At 63.6% G+C, this 16,027-nt stretch carries 16 protein-coding genes and 1 tRNA gene; 8 read left to right on the top strand and 9 right to left on the bottom strand.

Going from position 1 to position 16,027, the window contains the following annotated elements; genetic code table 11:
* Positions 1–75: 75 nt before the first annotated feature.
* The 7 genes from gndA (at position 76) to DL891_RS04355 (ending at position 5,945) form a co-directional block, all read left to right on the top strand.
* Entirely contained in the window at positions 76–1,536 is a 1,461-nt protein-coding gene (gndA, locus tag DL891_RS04380) for an NADP-dependent phosphogluconate dehydrogenase (protein ID WP_111719211.1), read from the top strand.
* Positions 1,536–1,868, top strand: a complete 333-nt coding sequence (locus DL891_RS04375; protein ID WP_111719210.1) for a hypothetical protein — start codon at positions 1,536–1,538, stop codon at positions 1,866–1,868. The genes gndA and DL891_RS04375 overlap by 1 nt, the downstream gene beginning before the upstream one ends.
* 303 nt (positions 1,869–2,171) lie before the next feature.
* Complete coding sequence (locus tag DL891_RS04370) at positions 2,172–3,647, top strand: molybdopterin-dependent oxidoreductase (RefSeq protein ID WP_111719209.1); 1,476 nt, start codon at positions 2,172–2,174, stop codon at positions 3,645–3,647.
* Positions 3,648–3,826: 179 nt separating this feature from the next.
* On the top strand, positions 3,827–3,955 hold the full coding sequence (locus DL891_RS17675; protein ID WP_255563072.1) for a hypothetical protein: 129 nt from the start codon (positions 3,827–3,829) through the stop codon (positions 3,953–3,955).
* A complete protein-coding gene (locus DL891_RS04365; RefSeq protein WP_111719208.1) occupies positions 3,952–4,722 on the top strand; it encodes an SDR family NAD(P)-dependent oxidoreductase in 771 nt (256 codons plus the stop codon). The genes DL891_RS17675 and DL891_RS04365 overlap by 4 nt, the downstream gene beginning before the upstream one ends.
* A 354-nt stretch (positions 4,723–5,076) precedes the next feature.
* Entirely contained in the window at positions 5,077–5,676 is a 600-nt protein-coding gene (locus DL891_RS04360; RefSeq protein WP_111719207.1) for a hypothetical protein, read from the top strand.
* Between the two features lie 83 nt (positions 5,677–5,759).
* Positions 5,760–5,945 carry a hypothetical protein gene (locus tag DL891_RS04355; protein WP_157962382.1) on the top strand — a complete coding sequence of 62 codons (186 nt, stop codon included), beginning with the start codon at positions 5,760–5,762 and terminating at the stop codon, positions 5,943–5,945.
* Between the two features lie 49 nt (positions 5,946–5,994).
* On the opposite strand, the gene DL891_RS04350 is transcribed toward DL891_RS04355, so the two are convergent.
* The 4 genes from DL891_RS04350 to DL891_RS04335 all read right to left on the bottom strand — a co-directional run bounded on the left by DL891_RS04350 (position 5,995) and on the right by DL891_RS04335 (position 9,878).
* On the bottom strand, positions 5,995–6,972 hold the full coding sequence (locus DL891_RS04350) for a ribose-phosphate diphosphokinase (RefSeq protein WP_111719205.1): 978 nt from the start codon (positions 6,970–6,972) through the stop codon (positions 5,995–5,997).
* Positions 6,973–8,397, bottom strand: a complete 1,425-nt coding sequence (glmU, locus tag DL891_RS04345) for a bifunctional UDP-N-acetylglucosamine diphosphorylase/glucosamine-1-phosphate N-acetyltransferase GlmU (protein ID WP_111719204.1) — start codon at positions 8,395–8,397, stop codon at positions 6,973–6,975.
* A gap of 57 nt (positions 8,398–8,454) precedes the next feature.
* On the bottom strand, positions 8,455–9,546 hold the full coding sequence (locus DL891_RS04340) for a 3-deoxy-7-phosphoheptulonate synthase (protein WP_111719203.1): 1,092 nt from the start codon (positions 9,544–9,546) through the stop codon (positions 8,455–8,457).
* Positions 9,547–9,806: 260 nt separating this feature from the next.
* Positions 9,807–9,878, bottom strand: a tRNA-Gln gene (locus DL891_RS04335).
* A gap of 69 nt (positions 9,879–9,947) precedes the next feature.
* On the opposite strand from DL891_RS04335, the gene DL891_RS04330 reads away from it, so the two are divergent.
* Complete coding sequence (locus DL891_RS04330; RefSeq protein ID WP_111719202.1) at positions 9,948–10,442, top strand: MarR family winged helix-turn-helix transcriptional regulator; 495 nt, start codon at positions 9,948–9,950, stop codon at positions 10,440–10,442.
* A 49-nt stretch (positions 10,443–10,491) separates the two neighbouring features.
* Here DL891_RS04330 and DL891_RS04325 read toward each other — a convergent pair whose 3' ends face one another.
* The 5 genes from DL891_RS04325 to DL891_RS04305 all read right to left on the bottom strand — a co-directional run bounded on the left by DL891_RS04325 (position 10,492) and on the right by DL891_RS04305 (position 15,961).
* A complete protein-coding gene (locus tag DL891_RS04325; protein WP_111719201.1) occupies positions 10,492–11,139 on the bottom strand; it encodes a nitroreductase family protein in 648 nt (215 codons plus the stop codon).
* A gap of 104 nt (positions 11,140–11,243) precedes the next feature.
* Positions 11,244–13,058, bottom strand: coding sequence for an ABC-F family ATP-binding cassette domain-containing protein (locus DL891_RS04320; RefSeq protein ID WP_111719200.1), 1,815 nt, complete (start codon positions 13,056–13,058; stop codon positions 11,244–11,246).
* Positions 13,059–13,096: 38 nt separating this feature from the next.
* Positions 13,097–14,089, bottom strand: a complete 993-nt coding sequence (locus DL891_RS04315) for a 4-(cytidine 5'-diphospho)-2-C-methyl-D-erythritol kinase (protein WP_111719199.1) — start codon at positions 14,087–14,089, stop codon at positions 13,097–13,099.
* Positions 14,090–14,099: 10 nt separating this feature from the next.
* Entirely contained in the window at positions 14,100–14,972 is an 873-nt protein-coding gene (gene rsmA / locus DL891_RS04310) for a 16S rRNA (adenine(1518)-N(6)/adenine(1519)-N(6))-dimethyltransferase RsmA (protein WP_111719198.1), read from the bottom strand.
* Positions 14,969–15,961, bottom strand: a complete 993-nt coding sequence (locus DL891_RS04305; RefSeq protein ID WP_111719197.1) for a TatD family hydrolase — start codon at positions 15,959–15,961, stop codon at positions 14,969–14,971. Before DL891_RS04305 ends, rsmA begins: the two co-directional genes overlap by 4 nt.
* Between the last annotated feature and the right edge of the window lie 66 nt (positions 15,962–16,027).

The following is a 16,027-nucleotide window of genomic DNA, read 5'->3' as shown; positions in this document are numbered from 1 at the left end:
GTACACATCCCGGCTCACTAAGCTATTGGTCAGCCCACACGCCGGCACCGCAGTCACACGAGGAGACGCGCTTTCATGAGTCAGTCCACATCCCAGGCGGATGCCCCCGTCGCCAACATCGGAGTCGTGGGGCTGGCGGTGATGGGCTCCAACCTGGCCAGAAACCTGGCCAGCCGGGAAGGCAACACGGTCGCCGTGTACAACCGCTCCTATGGCCGCACGGAGACGCTCATGGCCGAGCATCCGGAGGCGGGCTTCGTGGCCGCGGAGACGATTGACGAGTTCGTGGCGTCCCTGACCACCCCGCGCACTGCGATCATCATGGTGCAGGCAGGTGCAGGAACCGATGCGGTTATCGCCCAGTTGACCGAGCGTTTCGAGCCCGGCGACATCATCGTCGACGGCGGCAACGCGAACTTCCACGACACGATCGCCAGGGAGAAGGCAGTCAGCGAAACCGGCATCCACTTCGTGGGCACCGGCATCTCAGGAGGCGAAGAGGGCGCCTTGCTCGGCCCGAGCATCATGCCGGGTGGCTCGGCCGAGGCGTATGAGACGCTCGGCCCCATCTTGGAGTCGATCGCTGCGGTCGTCGACGGCACGCCCTGCGTGACGCACATCGGCACCGACGGCGCTGGTCACTTCGTGAAGACCATCCACAACGGCATCGAGTACGCCGACATGCAGTTGATCGCCGAGGCGTTCGACCTGTTGCGGAACGCAACAGGGCTTTCTCCCGCCGAGATCGCCGATGTGTTCGCCGAGTGGAACACGGGCGAGCTGGAGTCGTATCTGATCGAGATCACCGCCGAGGTGTTACGCCAGGTGGATGCCAAAACCGGTCGCCCGTTCGTCGACGTGGTGCTCGACCAGGCCGGCTCGAAGGGAACAGGAGTATGGACGGTTCAGACCGCACTGGGTCTGGGCGTTCCGGTCTCAGGCATTGCCGAAGCGGTGTTCGCCCGCGCACTGTCGTCGAAGCCCGCTCAACGGCAGGCGGCCGCCGGCCTGCCGGGCCCGGCAACCGGTTGGGAGGTCACCGACCAGACAGCCTTCATCGAGGATGTGCGCCGCGCCCTGTACGCGTCGAAAATCGTCGCATACTCGCAGGGCTTCGACACGATCATCGCGGGGGCAAACGAGTACGGCTGGGACATCAAGAAGGGCGACGTGGCGACGATCTGGCGCGGCGGCTGCATCATCCGGGCCGCGTTTCTGAATCGCATCACCGAGGCGTACGCCGAGAACCCCGACCTGGTGGCACTGGTGGCGGCACCGTACTTCGCCGACGCGGTCGCCGGCGCCCAGGAGTCGTGGCGGCGCGTGGTCGCCGGGGCCGCCCAGGCGGGCATTCCGACGCCGGGATTCTCCTCGTCGCTGGCCTACTACGACGGCCTGCGCGCCGAACGCCTGCCCGCCGCCCTGGTGCAGGCGCAACGAGACTTCTTCGGGGCCCACACCTACAAGCGGGTCGACCGTGACGGCACCTTCCACACGCTGTGGTCGGGGGATCGCACCGAGGTCGAGCAGGATTGATGTACGACTCTCACCCCGAACTCTCCACCGGCAGCTCCGACGATCGCCCACTGCGCAGCCGGAAGCGTCAACGCCGGTTGCGCGTTCTGGTGCTGGTGGTCGTCGCCGCCATGGTGTTGCCCGGCGTGCTCAGCATCGGCTCCATGGCGTCGAACACCGCCCAGCGGGCCTGCGTTCAGGCAGTGCAGCGTGATGCTCCGGGTGCGACCGGTGCCGGGGCACAGTTCGAGTGGTTCGGCCCGGGTTTCATCGGCTGGGAGTGCTACGGGCAGACGAACGTCGGCGGCCCCTTCCATGTGGCCTCGCTCGGCCTGATCCCGTCGGCGGGCTGACGCTTCCACCAGTCGGCAGGCTGGTCCCGTGTTGGCACTGGCACGGAGCAGATCCACGGTATTCTCGCCACGGCTCTCGCCATCATGCCCGCTTCGTGAAAACCTGATGCCCAACCACCGGATGGCTGCCTCCGTCTTCGCAGATCGCGCATTTCTGGGCCATCTCATTTACTTGCGGTGATTTTGCCGGGTGTCACTGTGGCCGAAGTCCGAGTTGACTGATTCCATGGGACCGACGCCAATACCGGGCTGCGCACGCTCGGACCCGTTCAGGATTTCATCACGAAGTGGCCCGGCACAGCCATGGAGCCTGCCCCGTACAGCGGGTTTCCGTGGTGGCTGCGCTGGCAGCACTTCTTCAACCTGTTCTTCATGATGTTCATCATCCGAGCCGGCGTGCAGATCCTGGCCGACCACCCGCGGCTGTACTGGAACCGGCACTCCACTCCGGGAACTGAGTGGTTTCGCTTCCAGAAGCCGGTTCCCACTGACCGGGTCTGGACAGCCAAGGAGGACTCGGTGCGCCTCCCCGGCTGGATGGGCATCCCCGGTATCCGCCACTCCATCGGCCTCGCCCGCTGGTGGCACTTCGGCTTCGACACCCTCTGGATCGTCAACGGTGTCATCTTTTACATTCTGCTGTTCTCTACTTCGCAGTGGCAACGTATCGTGCCCACGTCATGGGACGTGATCCCGAACGCGGTTTCCACCGCGATCCAGTACCTGTCCTTGGACTTCCCGGCCAACGAGGGCTGGATCGCTTACAACGGCCTTCAACTCCTGGCCTACTTCTTTACCGTGTTCATTGCAGCACCGCTGGCACTGATCACCGGGCTGATGCAGTCACCCGCGATCAATAACCGTTTCAAGTTCGCGGGGAGGATACTCAACCGCCAGGCGGCCCGGTCGATCCACTATTTCGTCTTGATCTGGATCCTGAGCTTCATCCTCATTCACACAACCATGATCTACATCACGCGTTTTCTGGGCAACCTCAATCACATCACCACGGGCCAGAACAGCACCTCGTGGCTCGGGTTCATCATCTACGCGGTCTGGATGGCGGTCATCATTGTCGCCTGGCTCGTGGCCAGCCCGGTCACCCTCAGGTATCCCCGCGTGGTGCAACGCGTTGGCCGTGTGCTGATCGGCCCGCTGAAGGGTGCCCTGGAGCACCTCGATCCGCGCCCGGGCGAGTACACCGAGAAAGACATCTCGCCCCACCTGTGGCCCAACGGGAAGATGCCCGACTCGAAGGAGTTCGCGGCGCTCGAGGCAGGCGACTTCCGGGATTACCGGCTACGCATCGACGGTTTGGTGGCCAATCCCGTCGAACTGAGCCTCGCAGACCTCAGGGCCATGCCATTCCAGGAGCAGATCACCCAACACTTCTGCATCCAGGGGTGGTCGGGGGTGGCGAAGTGGGGCGGTGTCCCCATGCGCGCCATCCTGGATCTGGTGGGGCCGCTGCCCGAGGCTCAGTACGTGGCATTCTATGCGCTGTCCTCCGGGGGCCCCGACCGTGGCACCTACTACGACGTCCACTCGATGGAGGGCATGCGGCACGAGCTCACCCTGCTCGCCTATGAGATGAACGGGGAGACATTGAGCGTTCTGCACGGTGCACCGCTGCGCCTCCGCAACGAGGTGGAGGTCGGGTTCAAGATGGTTAAATGGATCGGCGCCATGGAATTCATCACCGATTTCAAGGATCTTGGCAACGGCCAGGGCGGCTACAACGAAGATCACGAGTTCTTCGGCTACCGCGATTCGATATGAGCAGGCCAGCTGCAGCAGCCTGTCGAAACATCATCTGAAGAAGACGATACTGCCCTGTGCCGCGAACTTCGCGCGGGGATACACTGGCCACATTCCCTCCTCTTTTCCAGAGGACCGCCAGCATGGCAGGGATGATTTGCCGCAATGGCCGACGGTCCATCCCGTGCAGAGGAGCCACCATGGACGCGTTGGACTCAGCTCGCGTTCGGTTCGAACCGGTGTTGATCGCCCTGCTCGCCCGCCTCATCATGACCACCCCCCGCGCGGCCCGTTCCGCGTCCGCAACAACAACAGGAGTAGAGAAATGACTCTCGAAGGAAAAGTCGCCATCGTCACGGGCGGCAACAGTGGAATCGGCAAGGCGATCGTTCTCGAACTCGCCGCTCAGGGGGCGAGTGTCGTCGTCGACTACGTGTCGCACCCGGAGGCGACTGAGGCGCTCGAGCAGCAGCTCGCCGCGCTCGGCGACGACAAGGTCATCGGCGTCGAGGCTGACGTGAGCAAGGTCGCAGACCTGCAGAGACTCATCGACAAGTCGGTGGAAGCGTTCGGACGCGTGGACATCATGGTCAACAACGCCGGTGTCGAAACCCGCACCGATGTGCTGTCTACCACCGAGGAGCAGTACGACTTCGTCATGAACGTCAACCTCAAGAGCGCTTTCTTCGGTACACAGATCGCGGCCAAACAGATGATCGCACAGGGAGACGGCGGGGCGATCATCACGATCAGCTCGGTGCACGAGGACTGGCCCATGCCCGGCAACACCGCCTACTGCCTGTCCAAGGGCGGTGCCAAGATGCTCACCCGCACCGCCGGGCAGGAACTCGGGCCGCACGGCATCCGTATGATCAACGTCGGGCCGGGCGCCGTGGCAACCCCGATCAATGCCGCGACCATGGCCGACCCCGAGAAGATGAAGACGCTCGACACCGCGATCCCGCTGGGGCGGATGGCGCAGCCGGAGGAAATCGCGGGCGTGGTGGCGTTCCTGGCCTCGGACGCTGGCGCCTACCTGAACGCCACCACGGTATTCGTTGACGGCGGCCTCATGCACTCGAGTCCCGGGCTGTAGGCGTCGCGTCACAAAGTAGAGTTCACCCAACCAGCAGTGGTCACCCCATCTAGCCCTTCGCCGCACCTGGCTGGCGACAATACATCGCGAAAGACGGATTTATACAACGCCATCTGCTCCCAGTCCCTCGAATTGGGGGGCAGACGACTTTTTCCGCGTCAGCCCGGCTCACGAGCGCTGGTCCGCAGCCCGATCGGATCAGAGATGCCTCAGGATGCCTGCGGCGATAGCTTAGGCTCCTCATATACAGCGGAAGGCTAGAGCGGAACAGTCCAACTCTCCGGCACGCTCAGGACAGCCAGTTGCGCATCATTACAACCGGATAACCGGATAAAAGAGAGTTTGGGGTCTTTCGTGAAGTCACTGGTTGTAAAGCTGATCGTTGGTATTTTCGTATTTGCATTGGGAGCATTTTCAGCGCTTTGGGCAACTACTGTGATCTCTGGTTCAGGCACCGAAACTCGCAGTACGCAAATAGTCAACTCCGTCAGCCGCGAGGAACAAGTCGTACTCCTGAGTCTGGGCATCCAGGGAATCGACGACAAAGTTGGGGAAAAGTCCAAGTTCTTCGGGATGTTCGAGATTCCCGGAAGCGAAAGAACTAAATTTATCCGATACGGCTTCGATGCCAAATTGGGCATCGACGGCAAAGATGTGCTGATCGAGCAGACTGGAGAAAACGAGTTTCTTGTTACGATCCCCGAGTTCATCTTCATTGGTCACGACAATCCAAACGCCGAAACGGCCATCGACAAGAACGGCGCCCTGAGTTGGCTGACTCCAGAAATTGACGGCGCAAAATTGATCACGGACATTCTCAACAACCCTGAAACCAAAAGCCAGTACATTTCAAAGTATGAAGAAATTTTGAAGGATCAGGCGAAAGTCTTTTACAGCAGCATTATCACCAGCATCGATCCAACCGTGGTACTCACTTTCACGTTCCGCCAATAAACGCATCTGATGTGAACCAGGGCGCGTGTACTCTCCACCGGTGAACTCTCGCCGCGCCGTTGCCTCGTCCGTTGTGCTTGCGCTTGCTGTTCGAGACCCGAAAGGGTGCCGAGGAGTACGGGTCATCACTGAGTGATGGGTTCGTTGTCAACTACTTCGTGATGGACTTCGCGGGCAAGGAGGCCTCCGTGGAGAAACAGCTGTGGGCGGTGCAGGCCCTTGCCGGAACCTGGAACGACTACAAGGGCGAGTTCCCCGACCGCGACTAGTGTGTGCGGTGATGGTCAGCACGGCGTTCCCGTGCCCAGAGTCGTCGGGTTAGGCGTCGCCGTCGAACATGCTGGTGACCGAGCCGTCCTCGAACACCTCACGGATCGCCCGCGCCAACAGGTGTGCGATCGGCAGCACAGTCAGCTTCTCGAACCGCTTCTCCGGCGGCAGCGGAAGGGTGTCGGTGACGACCACTTGCTGGATGTACTCCGATTGCAGGATGTCGGTCGCCGGGGCGGAGAAGATCGCATGGGTCGCAGCGACGATTACTCCCTTGGCCCCGTTGGCCATGAGTGCCTTCGATGCCGCGACGATAGTCCCGCCGGTATCGATCATGTCGTCGACGATCAGACAGATCCGCCCCTTGACGTCTCCGACGATCTCGTGCACCGACACCTGGTTCGGCACGCGGGGGTCGCGACGTTTGTGAATGATTGCCAGCGGGGCGCCCAACCGGTCTGACCAGATATCAGCAACCCGCACGCGGCCCATGTCTGGTGAGACGACCGTCAGGTTGTCACGGTCGACGATTGTCTTGATGTGCTCGAGAAGCACCGGCATGGCGAACAGGTGGTCGACCGGACCGTCGAAGAAACCCTGGATCTGCGCGGCGTGCAGGTCGACCGACATGATGCGGTCAGCCCCGGCCACCTTGTACAGGTCGGCGACCAGGCGGGCCGAGATCGGCTCACGGCCGCGGCCCTTCTTGTCCTGCCGGGCGTATGGATAGAACGGGATGACTGCGGTGATCCTCTTCGCAGACGCCCTCTTCAGCGCGTCGACCATGATCAACTGCTCCATCAGCCACTCGTTGATCGGCGACGTGTGTGATTGGATGACGAACGCATCGCATCCGCGCACGCTCTCGTCGAACCGGGCGTAGATCTCACCGTTCGCAAACGTGCGAGAGTCTGTCGGCACCAACTCCGAGCCCAGGTCTGCGGCGATATCGATGGCCAGCTGGGGGTGAGCCCGGCCTGCCACCAGAACGAGACGTTTTTGACCCGAGATCTTGATACCGGACACTTATTCTCCGCTTTCTGCCGCAGCCTTGGCCGCAGCGCTGCCCGGTCGGTTGGTCTCAACCCAGCCGGCGATATTGCGTTGTGGTGACACGTTCATTCCCAGCGACCCAGCGGGCACATCTTTACGAACCACGGTCCCGGCACCGGTATAGACTCCATCGCCAATTGTAACGGGTGCCACAATGGTGTTGTGTGCGCCGGTTCGCGCGTGCGAGCCAACGGTCGACTCATGTTTGTTCACGCCGTCATAGTTGGCGAAGATGGTGCCGGCCCCGATATTGGTCTGTTCGCCGATGGTGGCGTCACCGACGTAGCTCAGGTGCGGAACCTTGCTGCCGGTGCCGATGCGCGCGTTCTTGGTCTCGACGAACGCTCCGATCTTGCCGTCGGCACCAAGATAGGTTCCGGGTCGCAGGTAGGAGAACGGGCCGACGGTTGCACCGGCTTCGATCACCGCAAGGGTCGCATCCGTGCGTTTGACGATCGCGCCCTCGCCGACCTCGCAATCGACCAGGGTGGAGTCCGGGCCGATCCGGGCACCACTGGCGATCACGGATGCCCCGAGGATCTGGGTACCCGGCAGCACGGTGACGTCGGGAGCCAAGGTGGCCTTCACATCGATCCAGGTCGTCGCTGGGTCTTGGATGGTCACCCCCTCGAGTTGCCAGCGGCGCACGATCCGGCGGTTCATCTCCAGTGCGACCTCGGCCAATTGGGCGCGGTCGTTGATTCCGGCGACCAGCGCCGGGTCGGAGACAGACATGGCTTCGATCCGGCCGCCGATTGCCTTCAACCCGGCTGCTGCATCGGTCAGATACTTCTCGCGCTGCGCGTTCTGCGTGCCGATCGTTCCGAGTACCCGACGCAGCCCCACCACATCGAAGACGTAAACGCCGGCGTTGACCTCGACGATGCGAAGTTGTTCGGCAGTGGCATCCTTCTGCTCGACGATGGCCTCGAAGGCCCCATCGGCTGCACGCACGATTCGACCGGCTCCGGTCGGATCGGCAAAGAAGGCGGTGAGCAGGGTGAGCGCATTCCCTTCGGCCTGGTGATTGGCGATCAGGCGCCGCAGGGTGCTGACATCGAGCATCGGGACGTCGGCGCTGAGCACCACCACATGACCGTCGAAATCGGCGGGGAGGGCCTCGAGCCCCATCTCGACGGCGCGACCGGTTCCCGGGATCTCATCCTGATCGACGATCAGCGCGTCCGGGGCGAGGTCCAAAATGGCGCGAGCGACCCGGTCGCGACTGTGCCGCACGACTGTGATGATGCGGCCGGCACCGAGGCCCTCTGCCGTGGCGAGCACGTGCCCGATCAGCGGAACCCCGGCGATCGGATGCAACACCTTCGGCATCTGGGACTTCATTCGGGTGCCCTCGCCCGCAGCAAGGATGATGACGGCTAAATGTGGGTCGGACACGTGATGCTCCCTCGTACTCGATGACCCAATTCTGCCAGAGAGAAGTCGGACCCCCGTTCAGCCGGCGAGAAGTTCCACCGGGATCGTACGATCAACAGCCCTTTTTGCCTCTACTGCCTGGGCGAGCTCGCCCAGCAGCTCGGCCGTCTGGTCCCAGCCGAGGCAGGCATCGGTCACGCTCTGCCCGTACACCAGTTCGTCGGCCCGGCCCTCGATCAGTTTCTGGCTACCAGCTTCGATGAAGCTCTCCATCATGATGCCGGCGATCGGCTCCCCCGCCGCCACCTGCGCAGCCAGTTCGCGAGTGACCTGCCCCTGACGCACATGGTCCTTGCCGCTGTTCGCATGGCTTGCATCAACGATGAGGCGGGGTTGCCTGCGCGCCTTGGTGAGCAGGGAGACCGCCGCTTGAATGTCGTCGGTGCCGCAGTTGGGTCCCTCGTGACCACCACGCAGGATCACGTGGCCGTCGGGGTTTCCTGCGGTCGCGACGATCGCTCCGGCCCCGTCATCGTCAACGCCGAAGAACACCTGCGCCTGTTCGGCGACGCGGCAGCCGTCGATCGCCACCTGCACGCCGCCGTCGGTTGCGTTCTTGAAGCCGATCGGCATGGACAGCCCAGACGCCAACTGGCGGTGGATCTGGCTCTCGGTGGTGCGGGCTCCGATCGCTCCCCAACTCACGGCGTCGGCGAAGAACTGCGGGCTGGTGGGTTCGAGGAACTCGCAGCCGACCGGCAGTCCGAGTTCGAGGATCTGGGTGAGCAGGGTGCGAGCCATCGTGAGCCCCTCCACCACCTGGTGCGAGCCGTCGAGGTGGGGGTCGTTGATCAGGCCCTTCCAACCACCGTTGGAGCGCGGCTTCTCGAAGTACACCCGCATCACGATCGACAGGGTGTCACGGTGGGTGTCGGCGAGGGCAGCCAGTCGGCGTGCGTAGTCGAGGGCGGCTTCGGTGTCGTGCACCGAGCAGGGACCGACGACTACGAGCAGGCGGTCGTCGGCGCCGTTCAGGATGGCCTGCGCCTCACTGCGACCGCGGGACACGGTCTGCTCCTGCTGGGCCGACAGGGGCCGGTCTGCACGGAACTGGCGTGGCGAGGGCAACGCCTGGTATCCGGTGACGCGGACATCGTTTGTCGAGTTCATGCGAGTGTTTCCGATTCCGGCGGGGCCCGTCTCCGGCCAACCCGCCTGTTAATGGCGAATGGCAGGAACGAATGTTCCTGCCTGTTGGCTCTGGAGTGGTCGGTCAGCGTGTCAGACTGTCGGCTCCTCCAGAGCCAACAAAAAATACGCATACCAACGAATGGACATGGCTCCAACCCTAGGGGCGGCTCCGACATCCGTCAAATCAGCCAATGTTGCGCGACATCGGCTGCTCGGTCGTTGTTTCTCGGTCTCCACTGCTCCGCCTCCAGGACTCGAACCTAGACCTAACAGCTCCAAAGGCTGTCGTGCTGCCATTACACCAAGGCGGATCTTCGCCGCGTGCGTGCGGCGCAGTAGTCAAGTCTGCCAGAAGTTTGCCCGGCCGCGATAATGGAAGAATGCCGGAAAGCCATGATGAGGTCGATCGGATCGTCCACGCCTGGGGACGCGAGCGCCCCGACCTCGATTTCACCCCCCTGCAGGTGCTCAGCAGGGTTGGGCGCCTCGCCAAACACCTCGATCGCACCCGGCGGATGGCCTTTGCCCGTTCGGAACTCGAATACTGGGAGTTCGACGTGCTTTCGGCGCTCAGGCGCGCCGGTGAGCCATACCAGCTGAGCCCGAAGGCGCTGCTTCAGCAGACCCTGGTCTCCAGCGGAACCATGACCAACCGCATCGACCGTCTGGTCGACCGCGAACTGGTCACCCGCCACACGAACCCGAAAGACGGGCGCGGCATCCAAGTCACCATGACGGCGCAAGGGCTCAGCCGGGTGGACGCGGCAATCACCCGCCTGGTCGACGCGGAAGCCGACCTCCTGCACGCCCTCACCCCCGCGGAGCAGGAATCACTCGCGTCGCTGCTGCGCCAGCTCAGCCTCGATTTCGACTGAGCGTGCGGCGAAAACGGTGCCGCCTCCTTCTGCACATTTCACTGGTTCCTCAGCGTGCAGCGGTGTTGTCCCAGTGGTTCCAATAAGTGATCTCTTCCACTGGGCGGCGCTTTGCAGGTTTGAAGTCTGAGCCGATCGTGTACGCCACGGGAAGCATTGCCGCTTGGGTGAAACCCTCTGGAATGCCCAGCAACCGGGCCGTCTCCCTCTCATGGGCAAGATGAAAACTTGTCCACGCCGAACCGAGGCCGCGTGCCCTGAGGGCGAGCGAGAAGCTCCAGATGGCGGGGTGGATGGATCCGAAGTACGCCGCGGACTGTTCGACATTCGCCGGTCTTCCTTTGATGCACGGTATGACCAGAACCGGGACCCGTTCGATGACATCCATGAGATATTGTGCAGAGTCCTGCACTCGCAGGTCTTGCTCGCCACGTTTACTGTCTGCCTTGGCGGCGAAATATTTACGCCCCGCCGAACGATAGAACTCGCCGATTGCGGCTTTCTTCACTGGATCGGTCACCACCATCCAGCGCCACCCCTGCGCGTTGCCGCCTGTTGGGGCCTGGATCGCCAGGCGGAGACAATCCAGGATCACCTGCGGCTCCACCGGCCTCGTGAGATCAAGGCGCTTGCGCACGGTGCGCGTGGTGCTGAGCACCCAATCGACCGCGGACTGCTGTTCGGAAAGTTCTGCCATACTTCGGATACTAGCCAGACATTCACGCGTCGCCACCATCTGGTCGAAATGGTTTCGCCTGCGATTCACGGGTACGATGCAAGTCCGATGGCCAGGTGCGGCCGTCAGGCAAGCAGTTCGTGCAGCTCCAGCCAGCGGGTCTCGAGGGTGCCCATCTCGGTCTCCACCCGGTTCAATTTCGCGGTCAGCTCCCCCAGGCCTTCGTAATCACCCTGGTCGTGCGCGGCGAGCTTCTCGTGTAGCCGGGTGATCTCGGTCGCCAGTTTGGCGAGCTTGCGGTCGGCTGCACTCAACTCCTTCTGCGCGTTGCGCAGCTCTGCTCCGCTGAGCCCGGTGACGGGCCTGGCGCCAGACACCGCCTGGCCGGAGCTGGCCTGGCTCGGTGCGGCCTGACCCTGCTGCCGCAGGGCCAGGTACTGGTCGACACCACCGGGCAGGTGCCGGAAGGAGCCGTCGATCACGGCGTACTGGTTGTCGGTGATTCTCTCCAGCAGGTAGCGGTCGTGCGAGACCACCAGCAGCGTTCCGGGGAATGAGTCGAGCAAGTCCTCCATGGCAGCCAACATGTCGGTGTCGAGATCGTTGGTGGGCTCGTCCAGAATCAGAACATTCGGTTCGTCGAGAATGATCAACAGCAGTTGCAGGCGGCGCTTCTGCCCGCCCGACAGGTCCTTCACCGGGGTGGACAACTGCGCGCTGGAGAAGCCGAGGTTCTCCAGCATCTGAGACGGTGACAGGGTGTCCCCGGAGGAGCCGACGGTGTAGGTCGACCTCTGCCTCGCGATCACTTCCCGTACCCGGTCGTTCATGATCTCATCGAGCTCGAACAACTGCTGGGTGAGCTGGGCGACCTTGATCGTCTTGCCCCGCTTGACCCGGCCAGAGGTGGGTTTCAATGAGCCTTCGACCAGGCTCAGCAGTGTGGACTTTCCGGCTCCGTTCACACCGAGAATCCCGGTGCGCTCCCCCGGCGCAATATGCCAGGTCACATTTTTCAACACGGGCTTCTCCGGCGTCGTCGCAGTCGCCGGATACGTCACCGACACGTCGATCAGGTCGACGACGTCTTTACCCAGTCGTTGCATTGCCATCGACTGCAGTGACACCGTGTCGCGGGGTGGGGGCTCGTTTGCGATCAGCTCGTAGGCGGCATCCATGCGGAACTTCGGTTTCGCGGTGCGCGCAGGCGCCCCACGCCGAAGCCACGCCAATTCCTTGCGCATCAGGTTCTGCCGCTTCGACTCGCTCGCCGCCGCCATCCGGTCTCGCTCGACCCGCTGCAAGATATAGGCGGCGTAGCCACCCTCGAAAGCCTCGATGATGCGGTCGTGCACCTCCCAAGTGGTGTTGCAGACCTCGTCGAGGAACCAGCGGTCGTGGGTGACCACCACGAGTCCCCCCGCGCCTGCCGACCAACGCACCTTGAGATGCTCGGCCAACCAGGCGATGCCTTCGACGTCGAGGTGGTTGGTCGGCTCGTCGAGAAAGAGCACGTCGTGGTCACCGGTGAGCACGGCCGCGAGGGCCACCCGCCGGCGCTGCCCGCCGGAGAGGTCGTCGACGAAGCCGTCCCACGGAATGTCTCCGACGAGCCCGGCCAAAACGTCGCGCACCTTCGGGTCGCCCGCCCAGACGTGCTCGGGGATGTCACCGACGATCACCTGCGCCACGGTCTTCCCTGTGGCAAGCTCATCCGATTGATCGAGGATGCCGATTGTCACTCCGCGGCGACGCGTCACACGGCCGCCGTCCGGGTCGAGGCGTCCGGCCAGAAGGTTCAACAGTGTGGACTTGCCGTCACCGTTGCGCCCGACAACGCCGACCCGATCGCCTTCGTTCAGGCCGATCGTGACGGAGTCGAAGATGACGCGCGTGGGATATTCGAGGTGCAGCGCTTCGCCGCCGAGGAGGTGTGCCATGGCGTCCCCAGCCTAAACCACCCTGATGGGCTCAGAATCTAGGGTTCGACCAGTCGGGCCCCGTGCACCGGCCCAACCACTCGAACGGCATCATGTCCGAGGTCGGTGAGCGCGCGATGCAGGATCAGCGAGCTGTCAGCGTCTTCGGCGAGAAAAGCGATGCTCGGGCCGCTCCCGGTCAGGATGCCCACCAGGGCGCCGTTCTTCTCTCCGGATTCGAGTACATCGGCGAGGGTCGGAGCAAGTTGCAGGGCGGCTGCCTGCAGATCGTTGTGCAGGCATTCCGCCAACATGTGGCAGTCGCCGGCCCGGATCGCCTGCAGCACGTCGCGTTCGACGATCGGCCGCTCGGCAGCGGGAGAGATGTCGAGGATGTGACGGTTTCGGTGGGCATCCAACGCCTCGAACACCGCGGGGGTGTCCAGACCGAAATCTGGCAGGGCGAGAACCCAATGGAACTGCCCCTGGGCAAGCGCAGGATTCAGCTCGGCGTCACGGGAACTGCCGATCGCCGTTCCCCCGGTGAAGGCGAATGCAACTTCCGAGCCCAGTGCCTGGGCCAACGATGCGAGCTCATCCTTGCTTTGACCTGTCTGCCACAATTGCTCGCACGCCAGAAGCGTGGCGGCGGCATCGGCGGCGGCCCCACCCATGCCGCCGGCAACCGGCACGCGCTTGGTGATCTCCAGGTGCACTCCACCGGTGTGCCCCGATGTGCGCGCCAGCATGCGGGCCGCCTTTATCGCCAGGTTGGAGCCATCCGTGGGAATGTCGATCCAGGGATTCACCCGCGCATCGGCGGCCCCACCCCTGATCGCGCTGACCGCTCCGGTACCGGTGTCCGAGAGGTCGAAAGAGACAGTGAAACGGTCGGAATCAACCGCTCGAACGTCCTCGAACAGAGAAACCGCCTGATAGGCCGCGGCCAGCTCGCACGCGCCGCCTTCACCGAACAGGCCCACCTTGACGAACAGCGTGATCTTGCCGGGAGCTCGTGCGTGGACGACTCGATTCGCTGACACCGTTGCCATGGCTCACACCCTAGTGCAGTGGTGCCGGGGAAATCCCGCGCTGCCTGGCAGCCTGCGCCAGCTTGATGAAATCTTCCACAGTGAGCTGTTCGCCGCGCTCGGTGGGAGCTATCCCCGCCGACTGCAGAATCTCCGACGCCGTCTGACTGTCGCCGAGCACGTGGGAGAGCGCCTGCCGCATCATTTTGCGGCGCTGCCCGAACGCGGCATCGACGAGATGGAACACCTGACGGCGCAATGTCTCGTCTCCCGGTTGCGTCTCGTGCCGCTGGAACGACACCAGCACCGAATCGACGTTCGGCACCGGCCAGAACACCTGCCGGCTGACCGGCCCGGCCGTCTGCCACGTGCCGTACCACGCGGCCTTGACGCTCGGCGAGCCGTAGACCTTGGAACCGGGCGCGGCCGCCAATCGGTGACCCACCTCCGACTGAACCATCACCACACCTGATCTGAGCGAGGGGAAGTGTTCCATAAGATGCAGCAGAACCGGCACCGAGATGTTGTAGGGCAGGTTGGCGACAAGGTGGTCGGGGGTTCCAGGAAGTGACTCCACCTTCATGGCGTCGGCCCGGATGACCGTGAGGCGGCCGGGCGGATCGAACTGCTCCACGGTCAGGGGCAATTGCGCCGCCAGTCTGGCGTCGATCTCGACCGCGATCACTTCAGCGGCGCTGCCGAGAAGGCCGAGGGTCAGCGAACCCAAACCCGGCCCCACCTCAAGCACGGTGTCGCTTGCTTCCAGACGTGCGATCTTCACGATCCGGCGCACCACGTTCGCGTCGATCAGGAAGTTCTGACCGAGCTTCTTTGTCGGCTGGATGTCGAGCAGTGCCGCCAGGTCACGGATTTCGGCCGGCCCGAGCAGCGGCGACGGTTTCACGCGATCTGTCCCGGGTGCTTCGGCGGGGCCGGTACTGCGCTGGTCGGTGCTGCGCTGGTCGGTACTGCGCTGGTCGGTACTGCGTTGATCGGTACGGTGGTGACCGGCTCGGCGTCCCAGCTGCCGTAGACCAGTTCGGTGTTCGATGAGATCTGAGCCGCGAGTATCGACACCTCGGCGCCCAGGTATTCGGCCATCGCCCGCAGGGTGTGGGGCACCAGATATGGCGAGTTCGGTCGCCCCCGGAACGGCATCGGCGTGAGGAACGGCGCGTCGGTCTCGACCAGCAGCAGGTTGCGCGGCACCACGCGCAGCGCCTCACGCAACTGCTCGGCATTCTTGAACGTGATGTTGCCGGCGAACGACAGGTACCAACCGTTGTCAGCACAGAGCGCAGCCATGGCCGCGTCTCCGGAGAAGCAGTGGAAGACGGTGCGGCTGGGGGCGCCGACGCGCAACAGGGTCTCGATCACGGCGTCATGGGCGTCGCGGTCGTGGATCTGCATGGCCAGGTCGTTGTCCTTGGCGATCTGGATGTGCGCCTCGAAGCTGCGGTGCTGGGATGCCCGACCTTCCTCAGGTGTGCGGAAGAAGTCGAGTCCGGTCTCTCCGATCGCTCGCACGCGCGGCCGGGTGGCCAGTTCGGCAATCGTGGCGATGGCATCATCCAACTCCCCGGCTTCGTCGTAGCGCGGGGCCTCATTGGGGTGGATGGCAACCGCGGCGAGCAGGCGCGGTTCGATCGCAGCCTGTTCGGCCGACCAGATCGAGGTGGCCACGTCGCCGCCGACCTGCACGACCCCGCGGATGCCCACGCTGGCCGCCCGATCGAGATGCTCGCGGTACTCGAGTGGCTCGTCGCCGTCGGCGATCTCCAGGTGCGCATGGTTGTCGTAACAGGGCACTACCAGCGGCTGGGGCAACGGCGGGTGGCTGAGGTCGCGGCCAGGCGATTTGTCGCGCTGCCGAATGTACCCGGTATCAGTCATGCGCTGTCCAGTCGTGCGGTGTCCAGTCGTGCGCTGTCCAGTCGTGCGCTGTCCAGTCGTGCGCTG

This window comes from Homoserinimonas sp. OAct 916, from assembly GCF_003260275.1.
Lineage (GTDB): Bacteria > Actinomycetota > Actinomycetes > Actinomycetales > Microbacteriaceae > OACT-916.
This window is presented reverse-complemented; position numbering and strand designations above follow the sequence as displayed.

What these genes read in the sequence shown, in the direction of transcription:
- DL891_RS04375 (WP_111719210.1), top strand. Translation starts at nt 1,536, where the DNA reads ATGTACGACTCTCACCCCGAACTCTCCACCGGCAGCTCCGACGATCGC.
- DL891_RS04305 (WP_111719197.1), bottom strand. Translation starts at nt 15,961, where the DNA reads ATGACTGATACCGGGTACATTCGGCAGCGCGACAAATCGCCTGGCCGC.
- DL891_RS04365 (WP_111719208.1), top strand. Translation starts at nt 3,952, where the DNA reads ATGACTCTCGAAGGAAAAGTCGCCATCGTCACGGGCGGCAACAGTGGA.
- DL891_RS04320 (WP_111719200.1), bottom strand. Translation starts at nt 13,058, where the DNA reads ATGGCACACCTCCTCGGCGGCGAAGCGCTGCACCTCGAATATCCCACG.
- DL891_RS04340 (WP_111719203.1), bottom strand. Translation starts at nt 9,546, where the DNA reads ATGAACTCGACAAACGATGTCCGCGTCACCGGATACCAGGCGTTGCCC.
- DL891_RS04315 (WP_111719199.1), bottom strand. Translation starts at nt 14,089, where the DNA reads ATGGCAACGGTGTCAGCGAATCGAGTCGTCCACGCACGAGCTCCCGGC.
- DL891_RS04330 (WP_111719202.1), top strand. Translation starts at nt 9,948, where the DNA reads ATGCCGGAAAGCCATGATGAGGTCGATCGGATCGTCCACGCCTGGGGA.
- DL891_RS04370 (WP_111719209.1), top strand. Translation starts at nt 2,172, where the DNA reads ATGGAGCCTGCCCCGTACAGCGGGTTTCCGTGGTGGCTGCGCTGGCAG.
- gndA (WP_111719211.1), top strand. Translation starts at nt 76, where the DNA reads ATGAGTCAGTCCACATCCCAGGCGGATGCCCCCGTCGCCAACATCGGA.
- DL891_RS04325 (WP_111719201.1), bottom strand. Translation starts at nt 11,139, where the DNA reads ATGGCAGAACTTTCCGAACAGCAGTCCGCGGTCGATTGGGTGCTCAGC.
- DL891_RS17675 (WP_255563072.1), top strand. Translation starts at nt 3,827, where the DNA reads ATGGACGCGTTGGACTCAGCTCGCGTTCGGTTCGAACCGGTGTTGATC.